Origin of the sequence: Herbaspirillum sp. 1130 (genome assembly GCF_017833835.1) — a bacterium.
Lineage (GTDB): Bacteria > Pseudomonadota > Gammaproteobacteria > Burkholderiales > Burkholderiaceae_D > Herbaspirillum > Herbaspirillum huttiense.
This window is the reverse complement of record NZ_JAFICQ010000005.1, coordinates 250,618-272,378: the sequence shown is the minus strand read 5'-3', so window position 1 is coordinate 272,378 and position 21,761 is coordinate 250,618. Positions and strand designations below refer to the sequence as shown.

Annotated in this window: 17 protein-coding genes; 7 read left to right on the top strand and 10 right to left on the bottom strand. The window is 63.9% G+C overall.

Going from position 1 to position 21,761, the window contains the following annotated elements; genetic code table 11:
- Positions 1-79 precede the first annotated feature (79 nt).
- Positions 80-991 (top strand): LysR family transcriptional regulator, encoded by a 912-nt coding sequence (locus tag JOD78_RS22695; protein WP_209569469.1) that lies wholly within the window; start codon positions 80-82, stop codon positions 989-991.
- 263 nt (positions 992-1,254) lie between these two features.
- Here the strand turns inward: JOD78_RS22695 and JOD78_RS22690 are convergent, their stop codons facing one another.
- Positions 1,255-2,226: a 3-hydroxyacyl-CoA dehydrogenase NAD-binding domain-containing protein gene (locus JOD78_RS22690; protein ID WP_209569471.1), complete on the bottom strand. Its 972-nt coding sequence runs from the start codon at positions 2,224-2,226 to the stop codon at positions 1,255-1,257.
- A 178-nt stretch (positions 2,227-2,404) separates the two neighbouring features.
- On the opposite strand from JOD78_RS22690, the gene JOD78_RS22685 reads away from it, so the two are divergent.
- Positions 2,405-2,563, top strand: coding sequence for a hypothetical protein (locus tag JOD78_RS22685; RefSeq protein WP_209569473.1), 159 nt, complete (start codon positions 2,405-2,407; stop codon positions 2,561-2,563).
- Between the two features lie 12 nt (positions 2,564-2,575).
- A complete protein-coding gene (locus JOD78_RS22680; RefSeq protein ID WP_209569475.1) occupies positions 2,576-3,205 on the top strand; it encodes a hypothetical protein in 630 nt (209 codons plus the stop codon).
- Between the two features lie 112 nt (positions 3,206-3,317).
- Here the strand turns inward: JOD78_RS22680 and JOD78_RS22675 are convergent, their stop codons facing one another.
- The 5 genes from JOD78_RS22675 to JOD78_RS22655 all read right to left on the bottom strand — a co-directional run bounded on the left by JOD78_RS22675 (position 3,318) and on the right by JOD78_RS22655 (position 9,940).
- Positions 3,318-4,388, bottom strand: coding sequence for a porin (locus tag JOD78_RS22675; protein ID WP_084319776.1), 1,071 nt, complete (start codon positions 4,386-4,388; stop codon positions 3,318-3,320).
- 218 nt (positions 4,389-4,606) lie between these two features.
- Positions 4,607-5,695 (bottom strand): ABC transporter ATP-binding protein, encoded by a 1,089-nt coding sequence (locus JOD78_RS22670; RefSeq protein WP_039783129.1) that lies wholly within the window; start codon positions 5,693-5,695, stop codon positions 4,607-4,609.
- Between the two features lie 73 nt (positions 5,696-5,768).
- The gene (locus tag JOD78_RS22665; RefSeq protein WP_121041041.1) at positions 5,769-7,580 is read right to left on the bottom strand and encodes an iron ABC transporter permease; all 1,812 of its coding nucleotides are present in this window, start codon (positions 7,578-7,580) and stop codon (positions 5,769-5,771) included.
- Between the two features lie 193 nt (positions 7,581-7,773).
- Complete coding sequence (locus JOD78_RS22660; protein WP_121041043.1) at positions 7,774-8,880, bottom strand: ABC transporter substrate-binding protein; 1,107 nt, start codon at positions 8,878-8,880, stop codon at positions 7,774-7,776.
- A gap of 79 nt (positions 8,881-8,959) precedes the next feature.
- Entirely contained in the window at positions 8,960-9,940 is a 981-nt protein-coding gene (locus JOD78_RS22655; RefSeq protein ID WP_121041045.1) for a tripartite tricarboxylate transporter substrate-binding protein, read from the bottom strand.
- A gap of 282 nt (positions 9,941-10,222) precedes the next feature.
- Between JOD78_RS22655 and JOD78_RS22650 the strand changes: the two genes are divergently transcribed.
- A complete protein-coding gene (locus tag JOD78_RS22650) occupies positions 10,223-10,897 on the top strand; it encodes a response regulator (RefSeq protein WP_034331694.1) in 675 nt (224 codons plus the stop codon).
- Positions 10,897-12,354, top strand: coding sequence for a sensor histidine kinase (locus JOD78_RS22645; protein ID WP_134134260.1), 1,458 nt, complete (start codon positions 10,897-10,899; stop codon positions 12,352-12,354). Before JOD78_RS22650 ends, JOD78_RS22645 begins: the two co-directional genes overlap by 1 nt.
- Positions 12,355-12,368: 14 nt before the next feature.
- Here the strand turns inward: JOD78_RS22645 and JOD78_RS22640 are convergent, their stop codons facing one another.
- From JOD78_RS22640 to JOD78_RS22625, 4 genes are all read right to left on the bottom strand, one after another.
- Positions 12,369-14,129, bottom strand: coding sequence for a methyl-accepting chemotaxis protein (locus JOD78_RS22640; protein ID WP_209569477.1), 1,761 nt, complete (start codon positions 14,127-14,129; stop codon positions 12,369-12,371).
- A 201-nt stretch (positions 14,130-14,330) separates the two neighbouring features.
- Positions 14,331-16,091, bottom strand: coding sequence for a methyl-accepting chemotaxis protein (locus JOD78_RS22635; protein ID WP_121041051.1), 1,761 nt, complete (start codon positions 16,089-16,091; stop codon positions 14,331-14,333).
- A gap of 240 nt (positions 16,092-16,331) precedes the next feature.
- The gene (locus JOD78_RS22630) at positions 16,332-17,960 is read right to left on the bottom strand and encodes an aromatic amino acid ammonia-lyase (protein WP_121041053.1); all 1,629 of its coding nucleotides are present in this window, start codon (positions 17,958-17,960) and stop codon (positions 16,332-16,334) included.
- A gap of 39 nt (positions 17,961-17,999) precedes the next feature.
- Positions 18,000-19,253 carry an allantoate amidohydrolase gene (locus tag JOD78_RS22625; protein WP_121041055.1) on the bottom strand — a complete coding sequence of 418 codons (1,254 nt, stop codon included), beginning with the start codon at positions 19,251-19,253 and terminating at the stop codon, positions 18,000-18,002.
- 166 nt (positions 19,254-19,419) lie between these two features.
- Between JOD78_RS22625 and JOD78_RS22620 the strand changes: the two genes are divergently transcribed.
- Together JOD78_RS22620 and JOD78_RS22615 are read left to right on the top strand one after the other, a co-directional pair.
- Positions 19,420-20,751 (top strand): C4-dicarboxylate transporter DctA, encoded by a 1,332-nt coding sequence (locus tag JOD78_RS22620; RefSeq protein ID WP_121041057.1) that lies wholly within the window; start codon positions 19,420-19,422, stop codon positions 20,749-20,751.
- Between the two features lie 106 nt (positions 20,752-20,857).
- The gene (locus JOD78_RS22615) at positions 20,858-21,550 is read left to right on the top strand and encodes a GntR family transcriptional regulator (protein ID WP_121041059.1); all 693 of its coding nucleotides are present in this window, start codon (positions 20,858-20,860) and stop codon (positions 21,548-21,550) included.
- Positions 21,551-21,761: the final 211 nt, after the last annotated feature.

Sequence of the window (21,761 nt, the reverse complement as noted above, 5' to 3'; positions counted from 1 at the left end):
TGAAGTTTTTGATGAATGAAGTCGGCTTCTTTCAGTTTTTCTGACAGGTCGGCACTGCCATACACACAAGGAACAGACGATGGCTTTCTCCAGTGACAACGTCAGGGTCTTCCTGGCCGTGCTCGACAGTGGTTCATTCTCGGCGGCGGCGCGCCAGCTGGGACGCGTACCTTCCTCGGTCAGCATGACCATCAGCCAGCTGGAAGCGGAGCTCGACCTGGTGCTGTTCGACCGTACCGCGCGCGATGCCCGACCGACCGAACTGGCGCGCGCGCTGGAACCGGATGCACGCCTGCTGGCCAGCACCCTGCGCCAGCTCGACGCCCACGCGCTGGCCATGCATCAGGGACTGGAGCGCAAGCTGACGCTGGCGGTGGCCCCGGAACTGCTGTCGGTGCCCTGGGCCAAGCCGCTGGCGGTGCTGGCGGAAGAATTTCCCTCACTGGAGGTGGAAGTGCTGTCCTCGCCGCAGGCCGACGCGATGCGCATGCTTTATGACAATACGGCACAGCTGGCGCTGGTCTTCGAGCGCCATGCCGGCAATGACCGCGAAGCCTTCCAGGAATTCAGCAGCGAGATGATGGTGGCGGTGATCGCACCCGAGCATCCGGCGCGGCTGCGCAAGAAACGCAAGCTGCGTTATGAGGACCTGTACGACATCCGCCAGATCGCCGTGGCCAGCCGCGATGCCAGCATCTCGGACCCGCGCTTCTTCCTCGCACGCCACCTCTGGCGCACCGACAATCACCTGGCCACGCTGTCGCTGGTGCGCGAGGGACTGGGCTGGGCCTATCTTCCGCACAGCCTGGTGCAGACACAGATCGAGGCCGGTACGCTGGTGGTCATCGATTTCGACAACATCAGCAACCAGCAGCGCATGTGGGTGGATGTGGTGTGGAACAAGGACCAGCCGCTGGGCCTGGGAGCGCAGCGTTTCATTGCCCTGATGCGCGAAATGGCACCGAGCCGGCGCAAGCGCGCGCAGAAATGAATGGGAGCCATCAGAAACCGTTAGAACTGAGCGGCCCCGTCAGGGCCGACACAAAGGTGCTGCGCAGACAAAATCATCTTCACGCTGCACAGCGTCTTCGATACGCGGCGGGGCCGCTACTCAGTCCGAACGGTTGGTTTTTGCACGATGAACACCGATTGAAAACCAATTAAAAACCGATTGAAAATCGATTGAACACTGATCAATTTTTCTAAGTTTTTCAGAAGAGCCACCTTAGAGAAAAAATTCAGAAAACTTAGTTTTCAAGGAATGATTTTGGTCTTTCCCTTGGCCACCAGCAACTGCACCAGTAGCTGGTCACGCTCGGCGGCAATGCCGGCAGAAGTCTTGCCGCTCATCTGCTCTTCTACCCCCGCGCGAATCTGTGCCTTGAGCGCGTCGGTGATGGAAGGCGCTCCCAGATCGGCCCACCAGCTTTCGATGGGCGGCCCCAGGTGATCCAGCATGTGGCCGATGCCGCCCTCTCCGCCCGACATGTGCAGATTGAGATAAGGCCCCATCAAAGCCCAGCGCAGGCCGGGCCCGTAGGCGATGGCCGTATCGATGTCTTCGGTACTGGCCACGCCCTGTTCGACCAGGTGGAAGGCCTCGCGCCACAGGGCGGCCTGCAGGCGGTTGGCGATGTGGCCCTTGACCTCCTTGCGCACGTGGATGGCCTTCTTGCCGATGGCGGTGTAGAAGTCCAGCGCAGCCTGCACCGCCTCCGGTGCGGTCTGCGCACCGCCGATCACTTCCACCAGCGGGATCAGGTGCGGCGGGTTGAAGGGATGGCCCAGCACCACCCGGCCGGGATGGCGGCAGGCGGCCTGCACCTTGCTCATCAGCAGGCCCGAGGAACTGGAGGCCAGGACCACATGCGCCGGCAACGCGGCATCCATGCGCCGGAACAGATCGATCTTGAGGTCTTCGCGCTCGGGGCCGTTTTCCTGCACGAAGTCCGCGCCCTCGAGCGCCTCTTCCAGCGAGGCCGAGAAACGCAGGCGCTCAGGGGAGGCACCGGGCGCCAGCCCCAGCAACTCCAGGCTGGGCCAGTGACGCGCCACGGCGGCACGCAACTTCACTTCCGCCTCCGGCATCGGGTCGGTGGCCGAGACCTCCAGCCCCCGCGCCAGGAAATAGGCCGCCCAACTGGCCCCGATCACGCCGGTGCCCACCACCGCTACCCGGCGCACCTCCTGTTGACCGGCCCGAGCGCCGCTTGCTGATGCTTGCATCTGTGTCTCCTTTGTTGATGGGCTTCAATGAAGCCGGGTTCGTTATGAATATTCTTGATAAATCTCGATTTTATTCGAGGTTTTAGCACGAGATTTGCATGGGCATTCGGCTACGATTGGCATCAAAGCACATACACAAATTCCCGGATATGAATCGGGATCAACTCCGGGTCACGCCATGTTTCTCTATCTTCCTTTCCTGCTGGCCTTTCTCACCGTGTTGGGGATTGCACTCGGCTGGAAATCAATAAGCAACAAGCTATGGTTGGCAAGCACCATCGTCACCCTGTGGTGGTTCAGCCAAACCGCCCAGGGCCCCCTGGGTTTCCTCTTGTAATGGCACCGTCTCATGGACCGTTCCGTTGTCTTCACCCCACGCGAACCCGTGCTGCCGGGCGGGATTTTCCTCAATTGCCTGTGCCTGCTGGCCATCAGTGGCTACCTGGGCCTGCTGCTGTACCTCCAGTCGATGGCGCTGTTGCCTGGCACCCCGCTACGCCAGCTGCAGTACACCGGCATCATCCTCACCGGCATCGGCTTCCTGCGCAATCTGCGCTTCGGGATCAAGAGTGCGCATTATGGGGTAGCGCTGGTGGGCGCACTGCTGACCGGGCTGGTGGCCTTGCGCCAGATCTCGCTGGAAGCCCTGGCCGGGCAGACGCCCACGGGACCGCTGTTGCAAGGCATGCATTTCCATACCTGGATGGCCCTGTTTTCACTGACCGCAATCCTGACCATTGCAGCCCTGCTGGGTGTCAAGAGTGCCGAATACCCGGCGACGCTGCTGCTGCTGCAAAGCGCGGAAAAGGAAAATGAACCACGCCGCATCCCTTGGGGCAGGATAGGCGCAGGCACCATCTTCGTGCTGCTGGCCGGTGCGCATCTGGTGGCCAGCATGGGCGACTGCGGCCGGCTGGTCTGTGACGAGGGGCTGATCGATCTCCTGCAATTGCATTCGCCACCCCCGCTCAAGCCCTGAAAAAAAACGGCGCACGCCTGCCGTCAGCAGGGGTGCGCCGGTCAATGACGGCTCAAGACTATCGTGGCCCGCACGCCAACCACGCGTGCCGGGCCAGCGGACTACACGGACATCAGAAGCGGTGCTGCATGCCCAGGGTCATGCCGAACTGGCTGTTGGAGAAGCCGACGTCATCCCGCGACAGGCCCACCAGCTGGTTGTTCTTGGCCTTGGCATAGGCCGTGCTCAGGTACAGGTCGGTGCGCTTGGACATCGCGTACTTCAGACGCAGCGAGTACATGATGGGATCAGCATCGTTGGCCACGTTCTTGATGTTCTGGTAGTAGATCGCACCGATCACGCTCATGGCCGGCGTGAACTTGTAGGTCACGCCGCCCCAGATGAAGTCGCTGCGTTGGTCGGCAGCGCCGCTGGCCAGGGTCTTCTTGTAGTAGCGGTAGCCGAGGTTGAACTTCCAGGCATCCGACAGCTGGTAGCCGGCGGCCAGGTGGGCGCTGGTGGCGCGGTCATACGGGGCGTTGGTGGTGCTCACGCTGTTGTTGCGGTCATAGGTCGCGGCCACGCTGAACGGACCCGAACCCCAGCCCAGGCCGACACCGTACTTGGCACCGTTGCTGGTCTCGCCGGCCACTTCGCCGAAGCCGTACATGGCACCGACCTTCACGCCCGCGAACTCGCCCTGGTACTTGACCAGATTGGACACGCCGGTCGGCATGCCGTCCTTGCGGCCACCGGTGGCACCGGCCGAGGTCACCCAGGAATAGTTGGCCGAGTAGCCCATCGGGTCGAACGGCAGGATGAAGTCATAGGTGGTGGAGAAGGAACGGCCCACCACCACGCGGCCGAAGCCGCCTTCCAGGCCGACGTTGGACTGGCGGTTGAAGAGCTGGTTGGAATCGCCGTCGAAGGCGCCGTTATCCAGCTTGAAGCCGTTTTCCAGCTGGAAGATGGCTTTCAGGCCACCGCCCAGGTCTTCGGTACCACGGAAGCCGATGCGCGAGGTGTTCATGGTGCCCGAACTGAGGCGCACCAGGCTGTTGCCGGCAGCATTGGCATTGGTGACATATTCCACGCCCGAATCGATCAGGCCGTAGACGGTGACGGAAGTTTGCGCCTGCACGGAAGTCGTGGCGAACGCGGCGAATGCGGCCAGCATGCTGGCGGCGAGGTGATTCCTTTGCACTGAGGTCTCCTTGGTTGAAAGCGTTGGATGGCGTCGGCACGGCCGTGCCGTGCGACGTCTTCTGTTCATGCACCCGGGGGCTCCTGATGGCTTTTCCGGGTGAGCGAGGGGATGGCGGATAGCCTTGCTCGCTGGTTTTCATCGATACGATGAACCGTCAAAAAACTAAGTTTTTCCGAACGAGAAACTTAGATATCCCGTTCGGCTGCCTTAGTTTTTCAGAATGCCCACAAGGCCTGTTCCGGCAGCGACAGCCAGTATTCGCCCTGGTCCAGGCGCTGCGGTGCGTAGGCGCGCAGGCCGACCGAACCGGCCGGTCCGCCCTCGACCTTGAACAGGCATTCCCAGCGGTCGCCCAGGTACATGCAGGTCGAGAGCGGCAGGCGAATCGCATTGCCGGTCTGCTCACCCGCGATGCGCACCTGCTCGACCCGGATGATGCCGGTGAGCTGCTCGCCGGGCTTGGCATCCTCGCGTCCGCGCAGGGTCGCCACCGCCGTGCCGCCATCCAGCTTGACGGTCACGCGGTCGCCCTCGCGGCTGACCACCTCGGCGGCCAGCTTGTTGTTGCTGCCCATGAATTCGGCGGTGAACAGGGTATTGGGGGTCTGGTACATGCTCTGCGGCGTGCCCTGCTGTTCGATGCGGCCATTGTTGAGCAGCAGGATGCGGTCGGAGATGGCCATGGCCTCGCCCTGGTCGTGGGTCACCATCAGCGCCGACAGGCCCAGGCGCACGATCAGTTCGCGCAGGAAGGCGCGTGCTTCCTCGCGCAGCTTGGCGTCGAGGTTGGAGAGCGGCTCGTCCAGCAGGATCACCTGCGGGTTGTAGACCAGCGCACGGGCGATGGCCACGCGCTGCTGCTGGCCGCCGGAGAGCTGGTGCGGATAGCGTTCGCCCAGGTGGCCCAGGCCCAGCTGCGACAGCACTTCCTTGACGCGCTTGGCGATCTCGGCCGAGGGCGTCTTGCGCAGCTTGAGGCCATAGGCGACGTTGTCGGCCACGGTCTTGTGCGGCCACAGCGCATAGGACTGGAACACCAGGCCCAGGTTGCGTTCTTCGGCCGGCATCTCGAAGTTGCGTGCGCCATCAAACACGCGGCGGGTACCGATGTCGATGGTGCCGGCCTTGGGCGATTCCAGCCCGGCCACGGCGCGCAGCAGCGTGGTCTTGCCGCTGCCGGAGGGACCCAGCAGCGCCACCACTTCACCGCGCTGCAGTTGCATGGAAACACCCTTCAGGATGGGGTTGGCGGAGGCGCCGGTGCCATAGTCCAGGTGCAGGTCGTTGACGGAAAGTTCGGTCATGATGATTCCTCAGAATGCTCTTGCTGTATCGGGAGGCCGGCACCCCGGGTACCGGCCGTGCTTTCGGTGCAGGTCAGTCGTGCAGCTTGACGCCGAAGCGCAGCGCAATGCCCAGGCCCACGGCCACCAGCGTGATGTTGATGAAGGACAGCGCTGCCACCAGTTCCACCGCGCCGGCGGCCCACATGGAGACGATCATCGAGCCGATCACCTCGGTACCGGGCGAGAGCAGGTAGACACCGGTGGAGTACTCGCGCTCGAAGATCAGGAACACCATCAGCCAGGCGCCCACCAGGCCGTAGCGCACCAGCGGAATGGTGACGTCACGCGTGACGCGGGAGCGCGAGGCACCGACCGCGCGGGCGGCTTCTTCCAGTTCCGGGCCGACTTGCAGCAGGGCGGTGTTGATCAGGCGCAGGCCGTAGGCCATCCACACCACCGAGTACGCCAGCCAGACCGAGAAGATGGTCGAACGCAGGCCGCGCAGGGCGGGAATGAAGCTGTCCACCAGCCACAGGGCGATGGGGTTGTCGATGCCCTTGAGGGCCGAGTCCAGCAGCGAGGGCACGAACAGGAACACCCACAGGAAGGACAGGCCGGCCAGCAGGCCCGGCACCGCACGCGGCACCAGCACGCTGTAGTCGAGGAAGCGGGTTACGCCGTCCTGCTTGCGGTGCATGGCCAGGGCGATGGCGGTGTAGCAGGCCACGGCCAGGGCACCGCCGATCACGCCGATCAGCACCGTGTTGATGATGCCGCGCACCAGTGAGGGTTGATCCCACACGTTGAGCAGGTTCTCGAAGGTCAGCACGTCCAGCAGGTTGACGCCATCGCCCCAGTGCGAAACGAAGGTGCGCAGGCCGATGCCCGAGAGCGGGATGATGACCGTGAACAGCAGCCAGCCGGCGATCAGAGTGAACGCCACCCAGCGCCACTTGCCCAGCGGCAGCGCCTTCTGGCGCGCGCCCTTGCCCTTGATGGCAACGAACTTGTTGGCCGAACGCAGCAGCCAGCGCTGCAGCATCACCAGCGGCATGGTCACTGCCACCAGGCACACGGCCACCGCTGCCATCAGGTGATACGACGGCGTGCCCAGCTTGTTGGTGAGCTTGTAGAGATAGGTCGGCAGCACCAGGTGGCCTTCCGGATCGCCCAGCACCAGCACCAGGCCGAACACTTCAAAGCCGAGGAAGAAGACCAGCACGCCGGAGTAGGCCAGTGCCGGGGTAATCATCGGCAGCGAGACGTTGAGCGCGACCTGCAGCGGCGAGGCACCGGCCACGCGGGCTGCTTCTTCCACATCCGAACCCAGGCTGCGCAGGGCGGCCGAGGCATACAGGTAGACGTGCGGCACGTGGGTCAGGCCGGCGATGATGACGATGCTGGTGAAGGAATAGATGTTCCAGGGATCGCCCTCGAAACCGAACACCGACAGCAGGTTCTTGACCCACACCGTGTAGAAGCCGACCGGTCCCATCGAGACCACGTAGCCGAAGCCGATCACCATGGGCGAGACGAAGATCGGCACCATCAGGGCGGGAGCGATGAAGCTGCGGCCCGGCAGGTCGGTACGCACCATCAGGAAGGCCAGCATGCCGCCCAGCGGCACGGCGATCAGGGCCAGGCCGGTGGCCAGCGTGAGGCCATTGACGAAGGCCTGGCGGAAGTCCGGGTCATCGAAGATGAAGCGGTAGGAATCGAAGGTCAGCGTCTTGACCGGCGCGAAGAACGGGGCCGACAGGAAGCTTTGATAGAAGATCAGCAGCAGCGGCACGAAGATGGCCAGGGCTGCCAGCAGCACGACCAGGCCGCGCGGCCAGTTCAGCCGGAAACGGCGGGTCGGCAGGGCTGGCTCGCTGCGCGGTAGCGTTGTGGTGGTTTGCATGGTGCGCCTCATGAGTGGGCAGATGGATCAGGACAGGCAGGGAAGCGGCCAGGGCCGCGCTCCGGAACAACGATGTTGCAAGGTGCTGACTTGCACCCCGTTCGGACTGGGCAGACCCGCAGGGAAAAATCGAAGGCGTGACGCCCTTGGCACTGCGGACTCCCCGGTCCGTAACAGGAATGATTTAAAAAATTTACTTCTTGGTGGCTTCCTTCCACTGCTTCAGGAAGTCCAGGCGCTTCTTCTGATCCAGGTATTCCAGCAGTTCGGTGGAGACCGGCATGGGCTTGAGCGACGTCCCCAGCTGCTTGGTCAGTTCGGCCGAGGTGGTGGCACCGGTGACGTCGCCACGGATGGCGAACAGCTGCGCATCATTGGCGATGATGGTCTGGCCGCGCTTGGAGAGGATGTAGTCCACCCACAGCTTGGCGGCATTGAGGTTCTTGCCGGCCTTGTTGATGAAGATCACGCGCGAGAGCACCAGGTTGTAATCCTTGGTGAAGGCCACGCCGATGGACGGGTCCTTCTTGGCGCGCACCAGGGCGTAGGGGCCGAGGATGTTGTAGCCGATCAGGTTTTCACCCGAGGAGATGCGCTCGAGCATGGTGCCGGTCGAGGATTGCACGCGCGCAGCCACGCCGCCCATGGCCTTGGCGAAGTCCCAGAAATGCGGGTTGTGCTTCAGGTCATAGGTCATCAGGCTGAAACCGACGCCGGACTTCTCGATGTCGTAGGTGGTGACCTTGTTCTTGAATTTTTCCTGCTTGCTGACCAGCAGCTTGGTGAACTCGTCGTGGGTGGTCGGCACTTCGGCCTCGGTCACCAGGCGCTTGTTGTAGACGATGGCAGCCGGCTCGAAGGTGGTGCCGTAGGCAGTGTCCTTCCAGTTGGCCCAGGCCGGCACGGCGGCGGCTTCCGGTGACTTGTAGGCCACGGCATAGCCTTCGGAGGCCAGCTTGACCTGCAGGTCCATGGAAGAGGACCACATCACGTCAGCCGTGGCGCCACCGGCGGCCGCTTCGGAGATGAAGCGGTTGTAGGCTTCGGTGGAGTTCATGTCGTTGTACTCGACCTTCACGCCCGGATAGAGCGCACCGAAATCCTTGATCAGCGCTTCGGCCGCCTTGGAATCGGTGGTGCTGTAGATCACGACCTTGCCTTCCTTCTTGGCGCCGTCGATGACCTTGGCGTAATCGGCGGGATAGCCGGCGGGGGTGTCGGCATGGGCCACACCGCTGAAAGTGACGGGCAAAGCGAGGGCCAGGCCGAGCGCAATGCTCAGGCGACGTTTGTGCAACATGGATTCTCCTTGATGATGAAACGGACCTTGCGCCGGCCCGGCTGCAGAGCACGCCTGACGGCGTGTGCAACCTGGCTGATCAGCGCACCAGGCCCAACTCCTGGGACTGCCTGCGATAACGCGCAACGGTCTGCGCGATGTAATCCGAGAGCGGCTTGCCGGTCATGGCAAAGGGTTGCAAGCCACCGATACTGCGCTGGCGATCGAATTCGGGATCGGCCAGTACCCGGTCGAAATACCGGACCCAGCGCCGGTAGTCCGCCTCCGGCGCATGCGGGCTCATGTAGAAGCCGCGAATGATCGGCCACACCACCTCGTAACCCTGTTCGCGTGCGGTCGGTATTGCCTGCAGCGGGCCCGGCAGCCGTTGCTCGGACAGCACCGCCAGGATGCGCACCTTGCCGTCGGCCATGAAGTAGGCCGCTTCCGAGGTGTCGCCCGAAATCACCTGCACGTGCCCGGCCTGCAAGGCGGCAAACGAATCACCGCCGCCTTCCAGCGCCACGAAGCGGAACTGCCTCGGCGTAAAACCGGCTTGCTGTGCCAGCAGCGCCATCTTCAGCCAGTCCTGGCTGCCCACGGTCCCGGACAAACCCACGGTCACCGCCGACGGATCCTTGCGGATCGCTTCCAGCAACTGCTTCAGGTTGCGCCACGGCGCATCGCTACGTACCGCGATCATGCCGTGATCGATGCCGATCCCGGCCACCCAGCGCACGTCGCCTACATCGGCGGGGCCATACTTGCCTTGCGCCAGGCTCAGCAGCGAGCCCCCCGAAAACGCCACCAGCGTCTCCGGCCCACCGCGCCGCTGCGAGACCACCGAACTCCAGGCCACCGCCCCGATGCCGCCGGGCAAATACGCCACCTTGAAGTCCTGCTTGCCGCCCTCTTCCTGCATGGCCCGGCGCAACAGCTTGCACGAGGCGTCCATGCCGCCGCCCGGCTTGGCCGGGACGATGCACTCGGCCGCCAGCGCGCACGGCATCGCACAGGCCAGCAGACAGGCGGCCAGCAAGCGAACACAGTGGTGCCAACGATGCGAGCGGTCCGCCTTCATGGCGGTCAGCAGCAGAAACGGGAGGCGGGAAGAACGGTACGGACGGGTCCGGACCCAAGGGTGGTCATGATGTGTCTCCGGCTTGGATTTTTTGATATGGGCGCATCGTACAAGAAAAGCCTTTCAGCCGGCTTTCAGCGAAGCTGTCAGTGTGGGATCGATGCTACGCAGTTTCCACAATGGCCGGATGAGGACGTTTCAAAGGCGGCGGCCCATCTGTTAGCATCCGCGCTGGAGACAAGCCGTACCGCAACGTACAAGTAAAAGTAAAAGGGCCGCCGCATGCGCATCCTGCTGGTCGAAGACCATATCGAACTTTCCCGCTGGCTGTCCAAGGCCCTGCGCGACGCCCACCTGACGGTGGAGTGCGCGCACAACGGTGCCGACGCCGACAGCCTGCTGCTCACGCAAGACTATGCGCTGGTGATCCTCGACCTGACCCTGCCGCGCATGGACGGACTGGAAGTCCTCAAACGCATGCGTGCGCGCGGCAGCCGCACGCCGGTGCTGATCCTGACCGCACGCGGCGGCCTGGCTGACCGCGTCAGCGGCCTCAACCTGGGGGCCGATGACTATCTGGCCAAACCCTTCGAACTGGAAGAACTGGAAGCGCGCGTGAAGGCCCTGCTGCGCCGCTCGCAGAGCCAGGAAGCGGTGACCGTGGCCTGTGGTGCGCTGTGCTTCGATACAGTATCGCGCACCTTCACCTATCACGGCGAACTGCTGGCGCTGACCCCGCGCGAACACGCGGTGCTGGAAGTGCTGATCATGCGCCAGGGCCATACGGTCCCCAAGGACAAATTGTTCCAGCAGGTCTTTTCGCTGGATGACAATGCCAGCGTGGACGCCATCGAGATCTACATCCACCGCCTGCGCAAGAAGCTGGAACACGAGGGTGCCGGCCGCGTCGGCATCACCACCCTGCGCGGCCTGGGCTACCTGCTGCAGGCCGCGTAATGGCGCAGGCCACCCGCCGACTGGGCAACCTGCGCAGCCAGCTGGTGCGCTGGCTGCTGATTCCGCTGACGCTGCTGGTGGCGCTGGACGCGGTCTCGGTCTACTACAACGCGCTCGAAGTGGCCGACCTGGCCTATGACCGTTCGCTGCTGGCCTCCACCCGTGCGCTGGCCGAGCGGGTCTCCATCGTCAATGGCCATGTCACGGCCGACGTGCCCTACGTGGCGCTGGACAGCTTCGAGACCGATACCCTGGGCCGCATCTACTACAAGGTCACGGGCCTGAAAGGGGAACTGGTGTCCGGCTACGAAGACTTGCCGCCGGTCCCTGCCAACGTCAAACGCTCGGAAGTCTATCCGGCCCTGGTGCGCTTCTACCAGGCCGACTATCACAACCAGCCCATCCGCATCGCCGCGCTGCTGCAGCCGGTGTATGACGACAGCATGCGCGGCATCGCCCTGATCCAGGTCGGCGAAACCATGGAGGGCCGCAACGGCATGACGCGCAAGATCCTGTTCGACACGCTGTGGCGCCAGGGCACGCTGGTGACCGTGGCGGCGCTGCTGGTGTGGTTTGCGGTGCGCTTCGTGCTGCGCCCGGTGATGCAGCTCAAGGGCGAGGTGGAGTCGCGTGCGCCGACCGACCTGTCCGGTTTTGATCCGGCACTGGTGCACAAGGAAATGCGCCCGCTGGTGCAGGCCATGAATGGCTACATGGGCCGGTTGCAGGCCCTCATCAGTGCGCAGCGGCGCTTCATCGCCGATGCCTCGCACCAGTTGCGTACGCCGCTGACGGTATTGAAGACCCAATCCGAACTGACCCTGCGCGAACTGCGCCGCACGCGGCTCGACCCGGCCGAGCTGCGCGAGCTGGTGGAGGGCATGGCCCGCACCACCGATTCCGCCGTACATCTGGCCAATCGCCTGCTGACCCTGGCGCGCGCCGAACATGGCGCGGCCGAGGGCGGCACCATGCGCGTCTCGCTCACCGATGCCGCACGGCAGGTCGCGCTGGAGTTGTCGCAGCAGGCGGTGGCGCGGCGTATCGGGCTGGCCTTCGAGGAAGAGGGCGACGTCGGCATCGAAGCCAATGCCCTGCTGCTGCATGAACTGATGGTGAACCTGCTGGACAATGCGATCCGCTATACGCCCGTCGGCGGCCAGGTCACCTTGCGCGTGCGCGCCATGCGCCGTCCGGGGCAGCCGACTGCGGCCCTGCTGGAGGTGGAAGACAACGGCCCCGGCATCGCCGAGGCCGAGCGCGCAAAAGTGTTCGAACCCTTCTATCGCGCCGGGGCCACCCAGCACGTCAACCCGGGGGGTACCGGGCTGGGGCTGGCCATCGTGCGCGAGATCGCCGCCATGCACAGGGCCAGCGTCACGCTGGATGCCCCGGCGCAAGGCAGCGGGCTGGTGGTGCGCATCGCCTTTCCGGGCGTGGTCGAGCTGCGCGCCTGATCACCAGAGTTAGTTCAGAATTGTTCCCAATCCCCGTCACCGGCCGGCGGCGCCTTGCTGCTGGCCTTGGCAATGGCGGCGTTGGCGGCCGTCTTGGCCGGCAGGGCGGGGACCACGACGGCTGGCGCGGGCGGTGCGGCGGCGGGCTTCTGTGCCGCTGGCTTGGGAGCAGCTGGCTTGCTGGCCACCGGCTTGGCGTAGGCGGTCGCAGCCCCGATCGCCGCATGCTGGCTATCCAGCCGGAAGATGCTGACCGTCTCTGACAGCCGGTGCGATTGCTCCTGCAGGGATTGCGCAGCGGCCGCCGCTTCCTCGACCAGCGCGGCATTCTGCTGCGTGACTTCATCCATCTGCGCGATGGCGCGGTTGATCTGCTCGATGCCGACGCTCTGCTCGTTGCTGGCGGCCGAGATCTCGCCGACCACGTCGGTGACGCGCCTGACGCTGGCCACCACTTCGCTCATGGTGCTGCCGGCCTGCTCCACCAGGCGGCTGCCGTTGTCCACCCGCGTCACCGAATCATCGATGAGGGCCTTGATCTCCTTGGCGGCCGATGCGCTGCGCTGGGCCAGGGTGCGCACTTCGGAAGCCACCACCGCGAAGCCGCGTCCCTGCTCGCCGGCACGGGCGGCTTCCACCGCCGCGTTCAGGGCCAGGATGTTGGTCTGGAAGGCGATGCCGTCAATGACGCTGATGATGTCGACGATCTTGCGGGAGGCATCATTGATCTCTCCCATGGTCTGCACCACCTGCCCCACCACGCTGCCGCCCTGCACCGCCACTTCGGAAGCGGTAGCGGCCAGGGTGTTGGCCTGGCGGGCGTTGTCGGCATTCTGCTTGACGGTGGAAGTCAGCTCTTCCATGGCCGAGGCGGTCTCTTCCAGCGAGCCGGCCTGCTCTTCGGTGCGCGAGGACAGGTCCAGGTTGCCGCTGGCGATTTCCTTCGACGCGGTGGTGATGGCATCGGTCCCCTGGCGGACCTGGGTGACGATGCGGTGCAGGTTCTCGTTCATGGACTTCAGTGAGGCCAGCAGGGTGCCGGTCTCATCCTTGGTGGTGGCCTCGATGCGCACCGTCAGGTCGCCCTGCGCCACCGCACCGGCGATGCTGACGGCCTGGTTGAGCGGACCCGTGATGGAGCGCGTGACCAGCCAGGCGGCAGCGACGCAGATCAGGATGGCCGCGCCCGAGAGCAGCAACATCAGGCTGGTGGCGGAACTGGCGGTCTGTTTGCCCTGGACCACGCTCTCGTCCATCATGGTCTTCTGGTAGGCCACGAAGTCATCGAGCGCCTTGAGGTACTTGTCCTGGACGGGTACGACTTCCTTGAAGAGCAATTCGGTGCCCTCTTCCTTCTTGTTCTGCTTGATCAGTTCCCGCAGCTTGTCACGCGAGGGCGTGTAGGCATTGCGGGCATCCATGACCATCTTGAGCATGTCCTTGTCGCGCGGGCTGGTAAGCAGTTTCTCGATCTGCGCCAGCGCCTTGCCGGTCTTGGCGCTGAAGGACTGCCCTTGTTCCGTGTACTTCGCCGATTCCTCGGGCGTACGGCCGAGCAAGGCATCGCGCAGGCTGCGCACGGCGCCATTGACGTTGTCACTGATGTCACTGGCCAGGGCGATCTTCTGGTAACGGTCCTCGACGATCTCGGCGGTGGACTTCTCGACCCGGTCCAGGCTCTTGAGCGCGATCCCCGTGATCACGCACATCACCCCGATGAGCACGGCGAAGCAGACGGCCAGCCGGACGCTGATCCTGATATCTTTGATGTTCATACTTACCCCCCTTGTTGGCTGTGAAGACATGCATGTCTTTCTGTCAGCAAATTGTTTGCGGAATGCAACGCCGCACTGGATCGCCTGACGCATGAAAAAAGCGCCGGTCAGCAGATGCTGAACGGCGCTTTTGGCCAATACTTGAGAAAACAGGGTGAGGTCCGGAAGGCGGACCTGGCCCCTGAGCCTGCGATAGTTAGTTCAGAATTGTTCCCAATCCCCGTCATCGGCCGCCATGGCCTTGCCGCCGGCCTTGGCGCTGGCTGGCGCGGCCGGTTTCGCCGGCAGGGCCTTGGGTGCCGGCACGGGTGCTGCCACAGCGGCTTTGGCGGGTGCGGCGGGCGCGGCGGCCACCGGCTTGCTGCTGGCCTTGGGCGGCACCGGCTTGCGCGCGGGCTGCGCACGCGGCGTCTCATGGCTGCTGAGCTTGAAGATGCTCACCGTTTCCACCAGGCGGCCCGACTGTTCCTGCAAGGACTGGGCGGCGGCGGCGGCCTGTTCCACCAGGGCGGCATTTTGCTGGGTCACTTCGTCCATCTGCACGATGGCGTGATTGATCTGCTCGATGCCGTCGCTCTGTTCGTTGCTCGCCGCCGAGATCTCGGCCACCACGTCGGTAACGCGGCGCACGCTGGCCACCACTTCGCTCATGGTGGCACCGGCCTGTTCCACCAGGCGGCTGCCGTTATCCACGCGGCTGACCGAATCATCGATGAGGGCCTTGATCTCCTTGGCCGCGGACGCACTGCGCTGGGCCAGGGTACGAACTTCGGAAGCCACCACCGCAAAACCGCGTCCCTGCTCACCGGCACGGGCCGCTTCCACGGCGGCGTTCAGGGCCAGGATGTTGGTCTGGAAGGCGATGCCATCGATGACGCTGATGATGTCGACAATCTTGCGCGAGGCTTCGTTGATCTCGCCCATGGTCTGCACCACCTGCCCCACCACGCTGCCGCCCTGCACTGCCACTTCGGAGGCGGTGGCGGCCAGGCTGTTGGCCTGGCGGGCGTTGTCGGCATTTTGCTTGACGGTGGAGGTCAGTTCTTCCATCGCCGAGGCGGTCTCTTCCAGCGCGCCGGCCTGTTCTTCGGTGCGGGAAGACAGGTCCAGGTTGCCGCTGGCGATTTCGGAGGAAGCGGTATTGATGGTGTCGCTGCCGGTCCGTACCTCGCTGACGATGCGGTGCAGGTTCTGGTTCATGGCCTTGAGCGAAGCCAGCAGCTTGCCGGTTTCGTCCCGGGTGGTCTCGCCGATCTGTATCGTCAGGTCGCCTTGCGCCACGGCGCTGGCCACGTCCACGGCTTCATTGAGCGGCCGCGTGATGGAACGCGTGACCCACCAGGCCGCCAGCACGCACAGCAGAATGGCCACGGCCGACAGTTCCAGCATCAGGGCGATGGCCGAATCGCTGGTCTGCTGGCCTTCAGCCACGCTTTCATCCATCAGCGTTCTCTGGAAGGCGACGAAGTCGTTGAGGACGTCGAAGTAGCGGTCCTGCTTGGGAATGACTTCATTGAAGAGCACTTCGGTGGCCTCTTCCTTCTTCTGCTGAAGGATCAGCTCACGCAGTTTGTCGCGCGACGTGCTGTAGGCGGCACGCGCGTCCTGGATGGCCTTGAACAATTCCTTGCCGCGCGGCGTGCTGATCAGTTTTTCGATCTGGTTCATGGACTCGGTGGTCTTGGCGCTGTTGGCCGCACCGCGGTCGAGATAGCGCTTGGCCTCCTCGGGATTGCGTCCCAGCATGGCATTGCGCAGGTTGCGCGCGGCCGAATTGACGTTTTCGCGGATCTCCATCACCAGCGCGATCTTCACGTAGCGGTCCTCGACGACAATGCGCGAAGCCTTGCTGATGCTGTGCAGGCTCTGCATTCCTACGCCCGCGATCAGGCACATGACCGCGACCAGGATGCCGAAGCAGGCCGCCAGTCGTGCGCTGATCCTGATGTTCTTGATGTTCATTCGTGTTCCTCGATGGAGTGTGAGAGTGCTGGTGAGCGCAGTCTGGCTGCGCGCGCGTCATCCAGCCATCAGGGATATCCTGATGCGCGCAGACAACACGCAACATGCGATTGCCGCAAGGCAATCCGATTGGCCGCGCCTCAAAAAGAAAAAAGCTGCCGTTCAATCTTCTTGAACGTCAGCTTTTTGTCAGACTTGAGCCTGCGGGGTCAAATTCTCATGGCTCGGCTCGCATTTCCGTCACACGAACGTCCCGATGGCCGAGATCACCGCCTCCCGCACCGACCCGCTCACCACGAAGCCATGCGCGGCCTGCACGTCGTCGTGGAACCAGCGATCGCCCTCCAGGCAAGCCGGAATCTGGCGGCGGATCTCGTCATAGGCCACCTGCGTACCCTGCCCCAGCTTGAAGTCCTTGAGCAAGTCCTCGGTCATGGTCAGCGCCTGCGCCGCCAGCAGCATTTCCACGCCGACGATGTATTGCGTGTTCTGCACCACCGTCATCGCCTTGCGGGCGCACCAGGTCGAGTTGGAAATGTGGTCCTCGCTGTTGCCCTTGGAAGGGATGCTGTCGACGCTGCCCGGCATGCACAGGGTGCGATTTTCCATCACCAGCGAACTCATGGAACACTGCACCACAGGATAGCCGGTGTTGACGCCGCGCACGCCGCTCATCAGGTTGCGCGGCAGCCCCCACGACAGGGTCGGATCGATCAGGCGCGCGATGCGGCGTTCGCAGATGCTGCCCAGATCGGTGATGGCCATGGCCAGCAAGTCCATCGCCTGCGCCAGATACTGGCCGTGGAAGTTGCCGCCGGAAATGATTTCGAAACCTTCGCCGTCTTCCTTGTTGAAGATCAGCGGATTGTCGGTAGCGGAGTTGGTCTCTTTCTCGATGATGGTATCGATGTAGTCGAGTGCATCGAATACCGGACCATACACTTGCGGCGCGCAGCGCAGCGAATACACATCCTGAATGCGCGCGGTGTAAGGGATATCGGTGCGGCGCAATTCATCGGGCAATTGCACGGCGCGCGCTTCATGCGTGGTACGGGTGGAGCCCTTGAGCAGCGTGCGGATGACTTCTGCCGTCTTGATCTGGCCCGCATGCGGACGCGCCTGCTGGATACGCGGATCGAAGGCCGACATCTCGGCCCGCATCGCTTCCAGCGTCAGCCCCAACGACAGGCAGGCATCGGTCAGCAGATGGCGCGCATCGTGCGCGGCGAGGATGGCGACGGCCAGCGAAGCGGTGCAGCCATTGATGAGGGCCGAGGCATCCTTGGCCTTAAGATCAAATTTGACCGAACCTATTCCGGCCTGCTCGATGGCCTGCGTAGCACGCATGCGCTGGCCCTGATACATCACTTCGGCTTCATCAAACCCGGCAATGGCCGCCGCCAGGTAAGCCAGTGGCGCCAGATCGCCGGAAGCGCCGACCGATCCCTTCTGCGGCATGATCGGATGGATGCCGGCATTGATGAAGGCCAGCAGGCGATCCACCACTTCCACGCGCGGCGCGGAATAATTCGATGCAAACGCATTGGCCCGCAGCAGCATGGTGGCGCGGCTGACTTCTTCCGAGAACGGCTCGCCGATACCCGCGCTGTGCGCACGAATCAGCTGGGTCTGGAACAGCTCGATATGCTCGACCTTGATGCGGGTGTCCTTGAGCAAACCGACGCCGGTGTTGAAGCTGTACATCATGGGCGCTTCATCGTGCATCCAGGTGGATTCGATGTAGTCGCGGCTTTGCTTGAGCGCCGTTCGCGAAGACTCGGCCAGCGCCACTTTCAGGTGAGGGGCGCGGGCCACGCTGACGACTTGTGCAGCGGTGAGGTTGAATCCGTCGATGGTGATGGTGGACATGGAGACTCCGTAATCCTTCATTGGAAAGCCTGAGCGTGCTCAGGGCTGGAATTGTTCGACCAGATGGCGGAAGACCTGCGCAGCGATGCAGGCGTCCTCGGTGCTCATGGTCTCGTCGGGGTGATGGCTGATGCCGCCGTTGCCACAGCGCACGAACAGCATGGCCACCTCGCCCAGCGGTGCCATGGCCATGGCATCGTGGCCGGCCCCGGAAGGCAGGTGGCGCACCGGCCAGCCGGCCGTCTCGATGGCCCGCGCCAAGGCCGCCTGCAGGCGCGGCGCGCAGGGCACGCTGGCCGCCTCATGGGTCTGGCGCAAATCGATCCCGACCTGGCGCCGCGCGGCGATGCGCTCGATCTCGGCGCGCACGTCGGCCACCGCCGCCAGACGGTCTGCATCCTCCTCGGCCCGAATGTCGATGGAAAAACTGGCCAGCCCCGGCACCACATTGGCCGCGCCCTGCACCACTTCCAGGATGCCCATGGTGCCCACCAGCCCCGGCTTGATGCCGCAGCGCCGTTCGATGTAAAGCCCGATCTCGGCTGCTGCCATCGCCGCATCGCGGCGCAGGTGCATCGGGACGGTCCCGGCATGCCCGGCCAGGCCGCGCACCTCGGCCATGAAGCGGCTGGCCCCGGAAATCGCGGTGACCACGCCCACCGGCAAGCCCTCGTTGAGCAACAGCGGGCCCTGTTCGATGTGCACCTCGACAAACGCCGCCACGGAAGCGGGCGACCACGCATCCCCTGCAATCCCCGCCGGATCCAGTCCGGCAGCCTGGATCGCCTGGCGCATGCGGATGCCCTCGCCATCCACGTTTTCCAGCACGGCCTGGTCGAAGGTGCCGGCCACGGTGCGGCTGCCCAGCAAGGTGGCCTTGAAGCGCACGCCCTCTTCCTCGGCAAAGCCGATCACCTCGATGGGAAACGCAAAACGCCTGCCCGCACGATGCCATTGGGCAATGCAGGCCAGCGGCAGCACGATGCCCAGGTTGCCGTCGTACTTGCCGGCATTGCGCACGGTATCGAAGTGCGAACCGGTCACCAGCGCCGGGCGATGCTCATGTCCGGGCGCCGCCTCGTAGCGGCCGATCACGTTGCCGGCGTTGTCGCGCCGCACGCGCAGGCCGGATTGCTCCATCCAGCGCGTCAACTCGGCGGCGGCAGCCTGGTGCGTGGGGGTGAGATAGGTCCGGGTCAGCATGCCGGGGGCTTCACTGTGCTGCGCCAGCAGCTCGGCCCACTGCATCGCTTGCTGGCCGGCCTGCTGGCTGGACAAGTCCATGGCGTTCATCGCGTCTCCTCTGCTCGACCGGCTCCGGGATGGAGCGGGACTCGAAAATTTTCGTGTTTTTTATTGTATTCAAAAATTGTATGCAATATAGTGATCTCGCGCCACCGCGACAAAAAAGATCACCTGCGTTGGCAACATTTCAATAAAACAAGTCAAGGAGACAACGGTGAGCAAAGTATTCAAGTCCCTGTTCGGGCAGGTGGTGCTGGCGCTGGTGGCCGGCATCGTCATCGGCCTGCTGTGGCCGGATTTTGGTCAAAGCCTCAAACCGCTGGGCGACGGCTTCATCAAGCTGATCAAGATGATCATTCCGGTCATCGTCTTCTGCGTGGTGGTGCAAGGCATCTGCGGTGCCAGCGACCTGAAGAAGGTCGGCAGCGTGGGCGTCAAGGCCATCATCTATTTCGAAGTCGTGACCACCATCGCCCTGCTGCTGGGCCTGGTGCTGGCGCTGGTGGTCCACCCCGGCGCGGGCATGAACATCGATCCCAGCAACCTGGATGCCAGCAGCCTGTCGGGCTACATGGCCAATGCCGGCAAGGTCAAGGAAACCGGCTTTGCCGACTTCATCATGAAGCTGATCCCGGCCACCGCCGTGAGCGCCTTCACCTCCGGCGACGTGCTGCAGGTGCTGCTGATCTCGGTAACCTTCGGCTGCGCGCTGCTGCTGATCGGTGACAAGGGCGCACCGGTGGTGGCGCTGGTGTCCTCGCTGTCGGATGCCTTCTTCAAGTGCATGTCCTTCTTCATCCGCCTGGCACCGCTGGGCGTGCTGGGGGCGATTGCCTTCACGGTCGGCAAGTACGGCATCGGCTCGCTCAAGCAGCTGGCACTGCTGGTGCTGCTGTTCTACGGCGCGGTGATCTTCTTCGTGCTGGTGGTGCTGGGCGGCATCCTGCGCGCCAGCGGGCTGTCCATCTTCAAGCTGATCCGCTACCTGCGCGAAGAGCTGGTGGTGGTGCTGGCCACCACCTCCTCGGACAGCGTGTTGCCGCAGATCATGAGGAAGCTGGAACACATGGGCATCAAGAAATCCACCGTCGGCCTGGTGATCCCGACCGGCTATTCCTTCAACCTGGATGCCTTCTCGATCTACCTGACCATGGCCGCGCTGTTCATCGCCCAGGCCACCAACACGCACCTGTCCTGGGGTGACCTGGCGGCGATCCTGGCCATTGCCCTGGTGACCTCCAAGGGCGCACATGGCGTGCCCGGCTCGGCCATCGTGATCCTGGCGGCCACGCTGACCACCATCCCGGCCATTCCGGTCGTGGGCCTGGTGCTGGTGCTGTCCATCGACTGGTTCATCGGCATCGCCCGTGCGCTGGGCAATCTGCTGGGCAATTGCGTGGCCACCGTGGTCATCGCCAGCTGGGAAAAGGATATCGACAAGCAACGCGCCCGCGCCGTACTCAATGGCGAACACGTGACGCCGCTGGCCGAGGAACTGCCCGTCATCGACCTGCCGGGCGTGGCCGGCAACCCGGCCCGGGCCTGAGCCCGCCGATGGACGCAGGGGAAGCGGAATTGGCTGGCCATCGTTGCACTGGTTACAATGGAGCGCCGCCGCAGGGCGGCCTTCCCAGCCACTCGTCCCCCCAGCCATGACCGCTTCCGCCCCTGCCCCCGCACCCGACAGCTCCGACGCCATCGCCAGCGACATCGCGGCCAATATCGCCGCGCAGCGCCTGCCGCCCGGTGCCAAGCTGCCCGAAGAAGCCTTGGCGCGGGTGTACCAGGTCAGCCGCACCAAGATCCGCGCGGCGCTGGTGATGCTGGCCAAGGACAAGCTGGTGGACCTGATCCCCGACAAGGGGGCCTTCGTCAGCAAACCCACGGTGGAGGAGACGCGCAACCTGTTCTTCGTGCGCCGGGCGCTGGAAGCGGCCATGGTGCGCCAGTTCGTGGCCTGCGCCACCGAAGCGGATTACGCCCGGCTGGAAGCGCACCTGGAACAGGAACGCCAGGCCGTCAAGGATGACAACATGCAGGTGCGCTCTTCGCTGCTGAGCGACTTCCACATCCTGCTGGCGCGCATCGTCGGCAACGACGTGCTGACCGACATCCTGGAAAAGCTGGCCGGCCGCAGCGCCCTCATCACCATGCTCTACCAGTCCACGCGCGATGCCGCCTGCTCCAGCGAGGAACACGGTGCCTTCATCGCGGCGGCGCGGGCAGGCGATGTCGAGAAGGCCGTCGAACTGATGGAGCACCACCTGCTGCATGTGGAACAGGCACTGGCCTTTGAACCCAAGTCCGGCCCGCGCAAAGATCTGCTGCGCGAACTGTTGTCATGAATTCGTCAGCAAGCGGTGAGCGCAGTTGAAAAACTTAGTAAATATTCATTTCCATTCATATCAGTCCGCCTGCTGCAAGGGATAGCGGGCGGTCTTCCCGTACTCCGACTAAGTTTTCTTCACATCGGCCCGGAACCGCCCAAGTCTCGGGCAAGCCCGCATCAGACGGTGAAATCCAGCTGTATTCCACGGTTACCGCCACGGCAGCGGG

What these genes read in the sequence shown, in the direction of transcription:
- JOD78_RS22625 (WP_121041055.1), bottom strand. Translation starts at nt 19,253, where the DNA reads ATGAACGCCATGGACTTGTCCAGCCAGCAGGCCGGCCAGCAAGCGATG.
- JOD78_RS22690 (WP_209569471.1), bottom strand. Translation starts at nt 2,226, where the DNA reads ATGCAAGCATCAGCAAGCGGCGCTCGGGCCGGTCAACAGGAGGTGCGC.
- JOD78_RS22680 (WP_209569475.1), top strand. Translation starts at nt 2,576, where the DNA reads ATGGACCGTTCCGTTGTCTTCACCCCACGCGAACCCGTGCTGCCGGGC.
- JOD78_RS22670 (WP_039783129.1), bottom strand. Translation starts at nt 5,695, where the DNA reads ATGACCGAACTTTCCGTCAACGACCTGCACCTGGACTATGGCACCGGC.
- JOD78_RS22655 (WP_121041045.1), bottom strand. Translation starts at nt 9,940, where the DNA reads ATGAAGGCGGACCGCTCGCATCGTTGGCACCACTGTGTTCGCTTGCTG.
- JOD78_RS22615 (WP_121041059.1), top strand. Translation starts at nt 20,858, where the DNA reads ATGACCGCTTCCGCCCCTGCCCCCGCACCCGACAGCTCCGACGCCATC.
- JOD78_RS22695 (WP_209569469.1), top strand. Translation starts at nt 80, where the DNA reads ATGGCTTTCTCCAGTGACAACGTCAGGGTCTTCCTGGCCGTGCTCGAC.
- JOD78_RS22685 (WP_209569473.1), top strand. Translation starts at nt 2,405, where the DNA reads ATGTTTCTCTATCTTCCTTTCCTGCTGGCCTTTCTCACCGTGTTGGGG.
- JOD78_RS22645 (WP_134134260.1), top strand. Translation starts at nt 10,897, where the DNA reads ATGGCGCAGGCCACCCGCCGACTGGGCAACCTGCGCAGCCAGCTGGTG.
- JOD78_RS22630 (WP_121041053.1), bottom strand. Translation starts at nt 17,960, where the DNA reads ATGTCCACCATCACCATCGACGGATTCAACCTCACCGCTGCACAAGTC.
- JOD78_RS22665 (WP_121041041.1), bottom strand. Translation starts at nt 7,580, where the DNA reads ATGCAAACCACCACAACGCTACCGCGCAGCGAGCCAGCCCTGCCGACC.
- JOD78_RS22640 (WP_209569477.1), bottom strand. Translation starts at nt 14,129, where the DNA reads ATGAACATCAAAGATATCAGGATCAGCGTCCGGCTGGCCGTCTGCTTC.
- JOD78_RS22635 (WP_121041051.1), bottom strand. Translation starts at nt 16,091, where the DNA reads ATGAACATCAAGAACATCAGGATCAGCGCACGACTGGCGGCCTGCTTC.
- JOD78_RS22650 (WP_034331694.1), top strand. Translation starts at nt 10,223, where the DNA reads ATGCGCATCCTGCTGGTCGAAGACCATATCGAACTTTCCCGCTGGCTG.
- JOD78_RS22660 (WP_121041043.1), bottom strand. Translation starts at nt 8,880, where the DNA reads ATGTTGCACAAACGTCGCCTGAGCATTGCGCTCGGCCTGGCCCTCGCT.